This is a genomic window from Colwellia sp. 75C3, assembly GCF_002836255.1.
Lineage (GTDB): Bacteria > Pseudomonadota > Gammaproteobacteria > Enterobacterales > Alteromonadaceae > Colwellia.
The window spans coordinates 95433-108492 of record NZ_PJAU01000032.1; the positions used below are offsets into that span (position 1 = coordinate 95433).

Here is a 13060-nt window from a genome sequence, read left to right on the forward strand (position 1 = left end):
GTCATCTTCGAAGTGTCTTGTCGAAGATCCATTCCCTTTAAGTCCGTCATCTTCGAAGTGTCTTGTCGAAGATCCATTCCCTAAAGTCCGTCATCTTCGAAGTGTCTTATCGAAGATCCATTCACTTAAAGCCCGTCATCTTCGAAGTGTCTTGTCGCAGATCCATTCACTTAAAGCCCGTCATCTTCGAAGTGTCTTGTCGCAGATCCATTCACTTAAAGTCCGTCATCTTCGAAGTATCTTGTCGAAGATCCATTGTCTTTTACTTTAATGGCGAAGAATTATAGCCCTGTAAGCGCCAGCACAATAAATAAATTAAACCATACAATATCATGCCGCCAGCAAGCACGCCGTTCCATGCGCCATATTGCCAACAGGCAATTAAGTAAAAACCACCTAAACTACCGCCAACATAATAGTGTACAAGGTATAACGCCGTAGCGGTTGCTTTGGCTGTTTTAGCCTTTTGACTTACCCATGCATACGCAAGTGAATGAGTGAAAAAAGCGCCAGAGCCAATTAGTAATAGACCAATAAGCATCGCGTATAATGAATCATAAGCAGCGACCCACATACCCATTGCACTTACCGTTGTGCCTAAGACCATGCCTTTAATTGGACTATACAATTGGCTCCACTTACCACTGAGTTTTGCCGTAATGGTACCGCTGAGATAACACAAAAAAATCATCGACGTTAAGCTGATAGATAGTGAATAAGGTGGCGCGATAAGACGAAATCCCATCACGGTATACAGATTAACGATCAACGCAAAATTTAAACCGCCAATAAGCATAGCTAACCATAACTCACGCTGTTTTAAGTGACCAACCACCCTTTTATTATGATTACGAAATTGACCTTTTTGTGGGGTAAAATGTTGTTGCTTGGGTAACAGTCGACTAACTAAAATAGCGCCAAATAAACTGAGAATAGCCATACCAATAACGGCTATATTCAAGCCCCAATATTCGGTAACAAAACCGCCGTATAAACGCCCAGAAATCCCCCCTAATGAATTCGCACTAATATAACCACCTACGGCAATCATAAACGCTTTTGGGGTGAACTCTTCAGCCATATATGCAACAGCAACGGCGGCAAATCCCGCAAGAGAAATACCCATTACCCCGCGCGTTATCGTTAACATCATCAAGGAGTCTGTTAGTAACATTGCCATGCCCGTAAACGGCAATAAGAATAGACTTATCATCATCACTTTACGACGGCCAATAATTTCTGAACAGACCGCCCACGGAACCAATGTCAGTGCTAACGTTAACGTGGATGACGCAAGCAACCAATTCACTTCAATCGCACTGGCGTTAAATTTTTCAGCCATTAATGGCAGAATAGGTTGGAACATGTACAGATTACAAAATACGAGGAAAGAGCCTAATGCTAAGGCAAAGCTAGCACGGTGATAAGCGGCTGTTTTTATTTCAATCATGATGAGATGACACTTAGAAGGTGGCGTTCGATAACAAAGGCTATTTTACAACTGATACCAAGTTAAGGATACAAGATTAACAATGAAAACCGATAACAATAATTACCTTTTCACCACCCTTTCAATAGCGGGTATCTCAAAAAAACTATTCTCACTGTAATTGTTTACTGCGGCTTTCAGGGAAGTACACGCAGCTTTACGTGCCTTGCGTTGATCATTGGTTACACCAAAAACGCTAAAATGGGCATCATCCATTAAATTAATGGCTTCCGCTTTAGTAATAACAGCTAAAAATTCAGCCGTATTAATAAAGCCTTGAACTTTTTGTTGAGCAGTATAAATATACGAGGTCTTCTTTTCATGGCTACGCCCTTTACTTTAAAGATAGCGTTGCATTCACCACTTGAACTCAAGGCAATAAGAATAGCTTATCAGCTGAAGATTTGATGGCGATTAAAATAACTATCTAAAGCTCACTAATACCACATTGCTGACCTAATTTAGATACGTATTTGTCACAATAAATAGACCGCTTCGCCATCACAGCGGTCATAGAGACATTACATCAAAGCGACTAAAGGTTATTAACTTTAAAGGCAGTTATTAAGCACAAAGAAGATGTAGGTAATTCAATCGAAACAAATAATTAAATACGTCCATCAACTAAACAAGGGCTTTGTTTCCACTTAACTAACCAGATTAATATATCGCTTGCAGGCATGGGCTTAGCGATGCCATACCCTTGTGCGATGTAACTACCCAAAGATAGTAATAGCGCTCCATGTTGGGGTGTTTCTACCCCTTCGGCAATTACTTTAAGATTAAAGACCTTAGCTAATTCAATGATACCTTGAATAATCGCTTTGTCATCGGTATCCATCAACATGTCTTTAATGAACGATTGATCTATTTTTAAATATTTAGCGGGTAAACGCTTTAAATACGTTAATGATGAATAACCTGTACCAAAATCATCAATTGAAAAGCTTACTCCTAATTGACTACAAGCATTCATCACACTTGATACTAATTCAATGTCTTTGAGTGCACTACTTTCTAAAATTTCAAAATCAAGACTTTCAGCTTTAAAATCAGGATACTGATCAATCATCTCCTTCAAATCACTAACGAATGCAGCATGCTGTAGATGCAGCGGACTGATATTTACACTGATTGGAATATTAGCCCCTAATAACTGCCAATGATGTGATTGTTGCAAGGCTGTTTTTATAACCCACCTTCCTATTTCAATATCTAATAAGTCATGCTCAACCGCGGGTAAAAACAGTGCAGGTGCAAGTATTCCTCTCTCTGGATGATTCCAACGAATTAACGCCTCAACACCAACTAATTCATTCGTTCTAAGGTCCACTTTAGGTTGATAATAAAGTAAAAACTCATCGTCTTTTAACGCTTGAGCTATTCTTTTTAGCTCCACATTACGGTGTTTAACCGCCTCATCTTTTTCTATATCAAAAGTATAACTTCGATTTTTGCCTTTTTGCTTTGCTATATACATAGCTTGATCTGCATGCCTTAATAACTGGTCTGGGCTAGCATTATCAAGCGGATAAAATGTAACACCTATACTGGCAGTAATTTTCAACAACTTTTTGTTAACTCTAAGCGTAACAGAAACTGATTCAAGCATACGTGACAAAACTTCATTACATTCGGAAGGATCAGACAGATCGTCAATTACGGCGACAAATTCATCACCGCCAAAACGCGATAAAGTATCTCCCTCTCTAAGCGCATGTTTTAATTGGTTAGCCACTTTTTTCAATAATTCGTCACCAACATCGTGTCCATGACTGTCATTAACTTCTTTAAATCCATCTAAATCAATAAACGCAATTGCCACAAACTTTTCATTACGTGTACTTTTTGTTACTGCCTGTTCAATTCTGTCTGCTAATAAATTTCTATTCGGCAATCCGGTCAATTGATCGTAGTGTGCTGAAAGTTTTAACGCTGTGTTTGCATCTGCCAAATCAAGGTTACTTTTTTCTAGTTTCCTTTGGTTCGCTTTCTGCTCACTAATATCTTGAAAAATACCGGCTAGGCGAATAGGAATTCCTGCTTCGAGGGTAACGGTGCAAGTGGTTCTTATGTCTATTTTTTTCCCCTTGGTGGTATAAGTTTCTAACTCAAGATCATAACCTATGCCATTATTAACGGCCTTATCCAGTGCAGTGGAAATTATATCTTTAGATTCAGGTAAAAAATAACCAACACCTGCATCTACTGTAGGATTAAATTCTTCTGGCGAAGTATCATGTATACGGTAGGTTTCATCTGTCCAAAACAAATCACCTGTTTTAAGATCTAACTTCCACCCGCCTAACTTACCCACTTGTTGTGATTCGTTTAACAATTGACTGGCAACAATCATCCGCTCTTCATTATTTTTTCGTTCAGTAATATCTAAGTGCGTTCCAATCATGCGTATTGGATTACCTACATCATCTCGCTCGACTACTTTTCCTGAGGCCTGTACCCAAACATAGTGCCCAGATTTATGCATCATGCGAGCTTCAACCTGATAAAGTTCTAACTCTTCTTTAAAATGCTGCGCTAGTAAGTTTTTGGCTTTTATTAAGTCATCAGGGTGCAGATTAGTTGACCAAGTATCAAATTGAATGGGTTGTAATTCATTAACGCTATAACCAATAATCTCAGCCCAGCGCTCATTGAATGTTAATTCTCCTGTTTGAACCTGCCAATCCCATATGCCCACACCTGTTGCATTAATAACAAGTTCTAAAGGTTCGCTATTATTATCTTGTTGATTCTTATCTTGTGAGCCTTTGAATATCAAACGACTTTCCTAGTGTAATTTATGGTTAAAGTTAATTAAGATCATTGAAACGTTTCACTCTTTAACTATAGACATCCTTATCAAAAATATGACTAATTAAGCTCAAAAGCTAAGAAGGCAGATATTAAGGTATGAAATTGAAAAGTTTGCCTTAGTTAATCTGCCCTCGTTCAATGAGGTAACTATAACTTGTCTCATTAGAAAATATGTTCCAACAACGTTATTAACTATGCCACCCATGATAACTAATATTAACTATTAACTATTAACTATGCCACCCATGATAGCTACAAGTAATAATGACAAGCCAGTTGCTGCCTTTTTAGCTTATTAAAATATTGATTAATAAAGTAAGTCGCTTCTATTTAGGTATTATCACAACTATTTTCTCAATACATCGAATTTTAGCCGAGATAAATCGACCACTTTAAAATAGCATTAGTTTACGTCTTATTAATAAAAGTACTTATGCGCTATTCAAGCAGAGCTGAGCATTAGTTATCCCGTGTGCTCGTTGCAAACCAACATGCTCGCTATTAACTATGCCACCCATGATAACTACAAGTAATAATGACAAGCCAGTTGCTACCTTTTTAGCTTATTAAAATATTGATTAATAAAGTAAGTCGCTTCTATTTAGGTATTATCACAACTATTTTCTCAATACATCGAATTTTAGCCGAGATAAATCGACCACTTTAAAATAGCATTAGTTTACGTCTTATTAATAAAAGTACTTATGCGCTATTCAAGCAGAGCTGAGCATTAGTTATCCCGTGTGCTCGTTGCAAACCAACATGCTCGCTAAATTCACATAAATGTTCGGCCGTGCCAACAGCACCTGTGAAGATACTTTCAAAATCTGTAGTGAGTTTTAACCAGCTTTCATCATTGATGTGAAGCCTAGCTAGAATATTTGCTGTTTTACTGGTGATAGCACCACGTTTATCATCACGCAAGATGCGGCCTGTTTCATCAACCAGTGTTAAGTAATCTAGTAAGCTAAAACGAATACCTGTGAGTTTATGTTGGTGTTCGTTACCAGTAAAAGGTAATAACCCTGTAGGTTGTTCGCCTTTTATCGCTGCTTGTATCCGTAATTGAATACTGGTGAAGTCTGACTGCTCTGGTGTGGGCGCAATGCCTGCGCGTACTGGGTTTAAGTCAACATAAGCCATGCACGACAGTAAAGCGCCCTCATCAAGCAGTGCTTGTGATTTAAAGCGCCCTTCCCAAAAATGTCCCGTACATTGGTCTTCTCGATTAGCTTGTCGGGCTATCGGCTCATTCAATGAGCGCATAAACCAACTGATATCGATTAAACGTTTTTTATAAATCTCGGCAGTACTTTCAACCATCGCAAGTTGAAATTTATCAAGCGGTTGTTTATGTTGATATTGCCGCGTGAGATAGGTGCCTTTGAATAACTGATGCCAACGCCTAAGTACTTCATCAGTAGACCAACTCTTTACTTGGTCAGTATCAACATGTAGCACGATATGTAAATGATTATGCATCACAGCATGGGCACAAATATTGATAGCAAATACTTGTGCTAATTGAAATAGTCTCTTTTCAATCCATGTCCGTCTATGTTCAAAACTGACACCCGTTTCCTTATCTATTCCACATAAAAAAGCCTTTCGTACCGTACGACTGCAAATGTGATAATACGGGGTATCTAATAAACTTATTTGTTGTGAACGAGGCTTAGGCATTTCAATCACCAACTTAACAAAGGTAAATTAACCTTAGTTTAGTGATTGAAATATGCACAAGTTATTATGGGTGGCCTGATAAGTTTCAATATAAAATATTCTTCATTTCAACATGACTTTCTGCACAATTTATAAAACTCCAAATAGATAATTGGTTGGCATAATAAGATGCAATTTGCGAGTGGTTATATAGGATTCTAATTATGTTGACTATCACTCATGTTATTACACATTAAAATCAGATAGTTAACAATTTTCATCAAAAAATATTTTATAAGGTATGTTAATTGCTATTGCCTTTAATACAGCTTTAAAGGAGAAAGATATGTGCTCAAAACAAATTAATGCTTTGACAGGAGTCCGTGGAATTGCAGCTCTTTGGGTGGTTGTTCTTCACGGTGCTAATTATACTAACGTTTCCACTTTACTACCTGAATGGACAAGCAACTTGATCAATAAAGGCTGGCTCGGTGTTGATCTGTTTTTTATATTGAGTGGCTTTGTAATAGCATACGTACATCAGAAAGATTTTTACAGACTCAATTATTCTCTAATAACTAAGTTTTTGAAGCTTCGGTTAGCCAGAATTTATCCTGCCCATCTTGCTGCAACACTCATACTGCTTCCAATTGTTGTCGGGGCTAGTGTTTTTTCTATCTACAGTTTATCGCAAGGAACTTATGCCAGTTATGACCTTAAGCGCTTATTGTTCAGTATCACTCTTACAAATGGTTGGGGCATTCCTGACAGTAATGGCTGGAATTTTCCATCTTGGTCTGTTGCTTCGGAGTGGTTCGCTTACTTAATGTTCCCACCAATCGCCTGGGCCTTTAATAAAATAAAATCAGCTAAATTTTTTATTACTCTCATTGTACTTATTTTTTTCATCATGCACTTAGCGGCAATCACCATGAACGATGCTTCCCAATATATGCCACAAGCGCAATGGATTTTACTTCGAGTAGCCTCTGAATTTATTATAGGCTGTTGTTTATTTAACATATTCACTCAGGTTCCCCAAATATTGTGTACTGACACTGCTGCTGTCAGCATTATAGGAATAATTATTTTCGTTTGCATTATTGGGCTTCCTGCCTTCTTCGACGGCCTTATCATCATTCTTTTTAGCCTACTTATTTTGAACCTCAGCCGAGCTAATGGCTTTGTTGCTAGAGTTTTATCTGGCAATATAATGATCTACTTAGGCCGCATTTCATACTCAATTTATTTAACACATTTCACAGTTCTGATCGTTTTTAACCAAGTGTTAAAACGAACTAATTTTATTGAACAATCAAGTATTGAATATCTATTACTTTTCTATACTGGCTATATCACAATCTCTATTCTTTCAGGAAACGTGTTGTTTTCTCTGATTGAAAATCCTTGTCGTCGTTTATTAAGAACTAACTGGATTGAAAAATCATCAAAAGCAGTTTATAACAAAACAGAAAACACCATATAAAGTTCATAAAGAGGTCTTGGCTTTTCCCCTATAGGCATCATGGTGCTAAAAGTCAGGATGTTGTGGCTTAGTAATATTAGCCATAACTTTGTCAGCTTCTGAGGCGCGATGATAGCGCTTAGGCATTTCATTCACCAACTTAACAAAGGTAAATAAGCTTAGTTTAGTGATTGAAATATGCATAAGTTATTATGGGTGGCCTGATAAGTTCAGCACCCCCCATCCTTAAAGCTAATGCCATTAATTGACAGTCAACTCGCTTTGACAGGCTAAAATTCTCTCAAACTAATTAATGACGGGTTCTACGTTGATTTCATTCTCAAGCCATTTTATTTTAGTTGCCTCATGATTACGTTTAAAAGCACAGGTTTTAGTCGATATTTCAATATTTACACCTGACAGTATTGATTGGTTTACTGATAGTTCCAAATCAACTAAATGTTCACTTATTTTATCCCTTTTTTCTAACCAGTTTTTATTTAGACTACCTAAGAGCACTAAGTGTTGTTTTAATGCTTTATTAATACGATCTATTTTCGAAGGGTCGATAGTGTTTTGAGTATTACAGCTTGCTAGTAATTTATATATTTTAGGCAGTCGCCTGATTAGTTTATTCGCTAGTTCATCCGCAATAATCCGTAACTCTTCTACTGTGTCGACCCAATAATTAAAATTTATGTGGGTCAAAGCGCCGCCAGCAGAACCAAGTGTACCCACATTAACTACGCCTCCGGTGTGCACGAATGTACTAAATATTTTTCCATCCGCTTTTTCATTGTCAATATTACCTACCCACAAATTACCTTCAACTATAATTTGGCTATGCGAAATATATTGTGCCACCTTAATATCATTTTTAGCGAAAATATCGGCATATTGAACAAACTGGGCAATAACATCACCATTAGCATGAAGCACAACACTGTTCTCTAGTTCATCTTCTATCGATATTTGACGACCAATAACACCCTGAGCAATAGATATATTTCCGCCAGAGGAAATCATCGCCGATTCAACGACTCCGCCTATAACAATATCTTCACTCGCATACAATTCCATACCTTCGCGAACATTTCCTTTAACAAAAATAGAACCATCAAAACGGATATTGCCTGTGCCTACATCTATATCTTCAATTTCTAGTAGATTACTCACACTAACACTATTATCTAAATGCTTTGGCATACCATCAATGGCAGCGATAATAATATTATTTTTTTCATCTAAAAAAGATGATCCTTCGGCTTCTTCTATAACACAGACTTTACCGGGTACTGCTTCAATAACTTTTCCAACAATATTAAAACCATTAATACCGGCGGTTGGTTTAATTAACATGGCTAATTTTGTCTCTGCTTTGACGAAAACTAAATCGCCCAGTTCACGCATATCAACATTGCCATTATCGAGTTCTTTAGGTGCTAAAATTCGCTCGGACGGATCATCAACCAAATATTTTATATAACCATCTATACCAGCGGTGCTAAGCACCCCTTTGGCTATTTCTGTCGATAACGTTTTTCCTGCTTGAAGCACCTGTCCTGAATTGACAATATTAATTAGGTTTTCTTTAATAATGCCTTTAGTTATTTTGTGCTCTTTTAACGCATCGACAATATCTGAATTTTCAATATGTTTACCGCCATAGCCCGCTTTAAGCTCTATAGTGGCAGACATATTTTCTGGCGCTATAGTGAGCGTAACCGAAGCATCAACAGCATTGGCAATGATGGAAGAAATACAAACATTATCTTCTTGCTCTTCATCTTTAGCGGCGTTTGTCACTTCTGCTAGAAGTGATTCCATTGCGCCATCAATGAGTAAAAAAGTAGAGTACTGAGATGATTTAAACGCCTTTTGCATTTTTTTTAGATCAGCTTTAGGCTTCCCCTCCATTGGAGTCAGGGTCATTAACAAATCTTTTTCTTCATTTTCAATGGTTAGCGTGATATCGCACATATATGATTCATCTATTATTTTTAAAAAATTATAGTATTCGGTGTAGCTTGCTTCACGTCGGTGTTAGTTAATGCTTTTGCTAGCGTTGCTCACTGGAGTACGAAATTGCACCAATCTTGTTTGATACAACTAAAGTACTCCTAAAAGATCTAGATTACAAAGACATAGCTTATTAAAAATTAATGGCTGCCTGTAACAGTTACGTGGGAGTGTGTGCCAATAAGAAAAGCTAACGCTATCCCACTTAAGTGTCACCAAGGTTCAAACTTTATAATAGAGAAGCCTAAATAGAGTCCAGAACCAGCAACATTACATAAAAAAAACCAAACGATAAAAACTAACCTTATCAATATAATACATAGACAGTGGGCATATGTACCATCACTAAAAATCACGCATAAATTAGCCGTAACTGGCGTATGCCCGATGATTTGTCATGAAACTCAGGTAATAATTAGCATAGAGACAATTACCTGACGCTACTTTTTATTGAGTGAATTAACAAGCAGCGGTGATTTCTACGTGTCATTGAAATAGGGTTTAGCTTGTATCGCGCATCAGCTTTCAAGCGAATTTTTAGCTATTAACACCGTGGATTTTTATTTTACTATTTACGACAAAAAGGGAGATTACTATGAGTATTAACAGAGAACGGGTTTTTGTGTGGAGTGGTAAAATCCGGTTATTTCATTGGATAAATGTAATCGCGATTACATTGCTCATTTGTATCGGTTTAGTCATTTTAAATGGCAAGTTGTTTGGTGTTAGCACGGATGGCAAGATTTTATTAAAAACAATGCATGTCGTCGTAGGTTATGTCTTTGCCACCAACTTAGTCATCAGGCTGGTTATTGGCTTTATCGGTAAAGCACATGAGCGATGGAGTAAGGTATTACCTTTTAATAAAGGTTTTACCCAAGCGCTAGTCGACTTTAAAAATAATAAAAAAGCGGCGTATAAGGGACATAACCCCGCAGGAAAGTTAATGATTTTGGCTTTATTTACCTTATTGTTTACTCAAATGATTTCAGGTCTGGTTATTGCGGGTACCGATATTTATTACCCACCTTTTGGTGGCTACTTCGCCGAAAGTATTGCGATAGATAAACAAAATACTGAGGTGATTCAGCCTTATTCAAAGGTGAATGTTGATGAAGCGGCCTATAAAGAAATGCGTGCGATACGAACCCCGTTTATAACCGCGCATGTTTATTCATTTTACGGGTTACTCTTCCTTATTCCTTTGCATATTTTCGGAGTTATCATTGCAGAAAGAAGAGAAAAAACAGCGTTAGTTTCTGCCATGATTAACGGCTATAAATACTTGCCAAAAGATACCGAGGATTAAGCCATTAATGATTAGCCGTTGGTAACTACTCACTTTTAACAAACCAGTTTTGGGTATGATTAATAAAGTAAACTAACGATAACATAACGGGTACTTCAACCAGTACCCCAACAACGGTCGCCAATGCCGCACCTGAGTGTAAACCAAACAGCGAAATAGCCACAGCAACGGCTAATTCAAAGAAGTTAGATGTGCCTATCAAACAAGCGGGAGCCGCGATGTTATGCGGCAGTTTCATCCACTTTGCCGCTAGGTAAGCAATAATGAAAATACCGTATGTTTGGATCATCAGCGGAATAGCAATTAAGCCGATGGTTTGTGGCTCAGATATGATGGTGTTGGCTTGAAAACCAAATAATAAAACAACCGTCGCTAATAAACCGATAACCGACCAAGGTTTTAATGTCGCTAATAAGTTGTCTAATGACTTGTTAGCACTGTCGGTATTTGACTCAATATTATTGCTGTTCTTATTTAATATTCTTCTGGTGACTACCCCCGCAATTAAAGGTAATAACACATACAGTAAAACCGAAATAAGTAACGTTTCCCAAGGCACTTGAATATCACTAACGCCCAGTAAAAATGCCGAAATAGGCGCAAAAGCGAATATCATGATGACATCATTAACAGAGACTTGAACCAAGGTGTAATTAGGATCGCCTTTGGTTAACTGAGACCACACAAACACCATTGCTGTACAAGGTGCGACGCCCAGTAAAATCATACCCGCGATGTATTCTTGCGCCGATTCGGGGTCAACTAAGTCTGCGAATAAATAGTTAAAGAACAGCCAACCTAACGCAGCCATAGTAAAAGGTTTAATAAACCAATTAATGATGATGGTTAGCACAAGTCCTTTGGGATTTTTACCGACATCTTTTATTGATGAGAAGTCAATTTGAACCATCATCGGGTATATCATCACCCAAATAAAAACGGCGACAACAATGTTAACGTGCGCAATTTCAAGCTCGGCAATCAGTTGAAATATGTCCGGTTGCCATAACCCTAAAGTCACGCCAAGCAGTATGCTTAAACCAATCCAAACAGATAAGTAACGTTCAAAAATACCCATGGTTAAACCTCCCTCATTAAATCTTCTATAAAGTATGCTGCAAGTTCGTGTCTGCCTGCACAGTTAGCTTTGGCATATATCGCGGTGGCTTGGCCTCTCACTGTTTTTTCTTTTACTTGTCGTGCTTCCGCGATTTCTTTCATCGAAAGCCCTTTAATTAACAGTAACGAAACTTCACACTCAGAGGGTGTTAGTTGCCATTTAGCGAATTGTTCTTTCATCACTTGCAGTAATTCACCGGCGAGTCTTGCTGTTTTCGATTTCTCTATGATGATGACTTTTTTGAGGGATTTAACATGTTGCAGTTCACGAAATAAAACCACCGAAATGGCCATGAAAACCATGAACTCAAGACTGAGATGGAGAAAGCCGTCTTCATTACTCAACACATCACTGACAATGTCAAAAATAAAAAACGCCATGGCAAATGCCAGCACGATAGCTGGCAAGTATAATCTTAAAGACACTGAATACCTCTCAAGTAGGAAAGTTTAATGCGATTTATTATTGAACATTTTTCGCCAAATAGGTTTACCACAAAGTGCATGTAAAATTACCGCGCCCACATGTAATGCTAAAAAGAGGGGGATTAATGACTCACCTATTTCATGTAGTTCTTCTACATACTCAAAAATGTTACTTCCACTCTCTGACCCTAGCATAAATAGCGCTGTTCCGGTAACTGACATCCAAATAAATATTAACAAACCAAACGCTTGCGTGAAGCCTGCAAGCCCCTCGTGACGGCCTCGCTTCGGGATTTTTAATGTGAGTAAGCTACGAAAATCTTCAATGGCATATTGCCTTTGCTGTTTTGAAAACGGGGACCATGCCTTAAAAGACAATGCAGGTGAATGGGTAAAACCCATTGCCACTCTTATCAGCATTATGCCCGCTAACGACAAGCCTAAATAACTATGCAATAAATAGCCATTTGAGGTGATTCCGTCTTCAGCAAACTCTGAGGTAAGGAATGCAAAAACACCAAAAAAGGCCATGCCTAAATGAATGAGTTTTGCGTAGGTTGGGTAAGCATATTGATCACTCATGATGACTCCATAATTGACGTGATATTAATTATGGGATGAGTTTATTGTTTTAAGACAAAATATACATGGGGCAATTGCCTATAACGCCCTGTTTTAAGACCTATGCCCTAGGCAGGGCATTGATATCAACCGGATGAAATTGAATGATAAAGGAGCACTTTTGCTCCCATAG

Annotated in this window: 10 protein-coding genes; 2 read left to right on the plus strand and 8 right to left on the minus strand. The window is 37.9% G+C overall.

Annotated features, from left to right (window positions below):
- Nucleotides 1-262: 262 nt before the first annotated feature.
- From CXF85_RS02345 to CXF85_RS02355, 3 genes are all read right to left on the minus strand, one after another.
- Nucleotides 263-1450, minus strand: a complete 1188-nt coding sequence (locus tag CXF85_RS02345) for an MFS transporter (protein ID WP_101226924.1) — start codon at nt 1448-1450, stop codon at nt 263-265.
- A gap of 646 nt (nt 1451-2096) precedes the next feature.
- The gene (locus CXF85_RS02350; RefSeq protein WP_101226925.1) at nt 2097-4271 is read right to left on the minus strand and encodes a sensor domain-containing protein; all 2175 of its coding nucleotides are present in this window, start codon (nt 4269-4271) and stop codon (nt 2097-2099) included.
- Nucleotides 4272-5008: 737 nt separating this feature from the next.
- Nucleotides 5009-5989, minus strand: a complete 981-nt coding sequence (locus CXF85_RS02355; RefSeq protein WP_101226926.1) for a transposase — start codon at nt 5987-5989, stop codon at nt 5009-5011.
- A 325-nt stretch (nt 5990-6314) separates the two neighbouring features.
- On the opposite strand from CXF85_RS02355, the gene CXF85_RS02360 reads away from it, so the two are divergent.
- Nucleotides 6315-7454, plus strand: a complete 1140-nt coding sequence (locus CXF85_RS02360) for an acyltransferase family protein (RefSeq protein WP_157829012.1) — start codon at nt 6315-6317, stop codon at nt 7452-7454.
- Nucleotides 7455-7499: 45 nt separating this feature from the next.
- Here CXF85_RS02360 and CXF85_RS22725 read toward each other — a convergent pair whose 3' ends face one another.
- Together CXF85_RS22725 and CXF85_RS02365 are read right to left on the minus strand one after the other, a co-directional pair.
- Nucleotides 7500-7637: a hypothetical protein gene (locus CXF85_RS22725; RefSeq protein WP_157829013.1), complete on the minus strand. Its 138-nt coding sequence runs from the start codon at nt 7635-7637 to the stop codon at nt 7500-7502.
- A gap of 102 nt (nt 7638-7739) precedes the next feature.
- Entirely contained in the window at nt 7740-9413 is a 1674-nt protein-coding gene (locus CXF85_RS02365) for a DUF342 domain-containing protein (RefSeq protein ID WP_101226928.1), read from the minus strand.
- Between the two features lie 634 nt (nt 9414-10047).
- On the opposite strand from CXF85_RS02365, the gene CXF85_RS02370 reads away from it, so the two are divergent.
- Entirely contained in the window at nt 10048-10761 is a 714-nt protein-coding gene (locus tag CXF85_RS02370; RefSeq protein WP_101226929.1) for a cytochrome b/b6 domain-containing protein, read from the plus strand.
- A gap of 25 nt (nt 10762-10786) precedes the next feature.
- Here CXF85_RS02370 and arsB read toward each other — a convergent pair whose 3' ends face one another.
- From arsB to CXF85_RS02385, 3 genes are read right to left on the minus strand one after another with little or no spacing between them, the layout of a single operon-like run.
- Nucleotides 10787-11839: an ACR3 family arsenite efflux transporter gene (gene arsB / locus CXF85_RS02375; protein WP_101226930.1), complete on the minus strand. Its 1053-nt coding sequence runs from the start codon at nt 11837-11839 to the stop codon at nt 10787-10789.
- A 2-nt stretch (nt 11840-11841) separates the two neighbouring features.
- A complete protein-coding gene (locus tag CXF85_RS02380; RefSeq protein WP_232771047.1) occupies nt 11842-12306 on the minus strand; it encodes a helix-turn-helix transcriptional regulator in 465 nt (154 codons plus the stop codon).
- Between the two features lie 24 nt (nt 12307-12330).
- Complete coding sequence (locus CXF85_RS02385; RefSeq protein WP_101226931.1) at nt 12331-12888, minus strand: cytochrome b/b6 domain-containing protein; 558 nt, start codon at nt 12886-12888, stop codon at nt 12331-12333.
- Nucleotides 12889-13060 lie beyond the last annotated feature (172 nt).

What these genes read in the sequence shown, in the direction of transcription:
- CXF85_RS02360 (WP_157829012.1), top strand. Translation starts at nt 6,315, where the DNA reads ATGTGCTCAAAACAAATTAATGCTTTGACAGGAGTCCGTGGAATTGCA.
- CXF85_RS22725 (WP_157829013.1), bottom strand. Translation starts at nt 7,637, where the DNA reads ATGCATATTTCAATCACTAAACTAAGCTTATTTACCTTTGTTAAGTTG.
- CXF85_RS02370 (WP_101226929.1), top strand. Translation starts at nt 10,048, where the DNA reads ATGAGTATTAACAGAGAACGGGTTTTTGTGTGGAGTGGTAAAATCCGG.
- arsB (WP_101226930.1), bottom strand. Translation starts at nt 11,839, where the DNA reads ATGGGTATTTTTGAACGTTACTTATCTGTTTGGATTGGTTTAAGCATA.
- CXF85_RS02365 (WP_101226928.1), bottom strand. Translation starts at nt 9,413, where the DNA reads ATGTGCGATATCACGCTAACCATTGAAAATGAAGAAAAAGATTTGTTA.
- CXF85_RS02385 (WP_101226931.1), bottom strand. Translation starts at nt 12,888, where the DNA reads ATGAGTGATCAATATGCTTACCCAACCTACGCAAAACTCATTCATTTA.
- CXF85_RS02345 (WP_101226924.1), bottom strand. Translation starts at nt 1,450, where the DNA reads ATGATTGAAATAAAAACAGCCGCTTATCACCGTGCTAGCTTTGCCTTA.
- CXF85_RS02355 (WP_101226926.1), bottom strand. Translation starts at nt 5,989, where the DNA reads ATGCCTAAGCCTCGTTCACAACAAATAAGTTTATTAGATACCCCGTAT.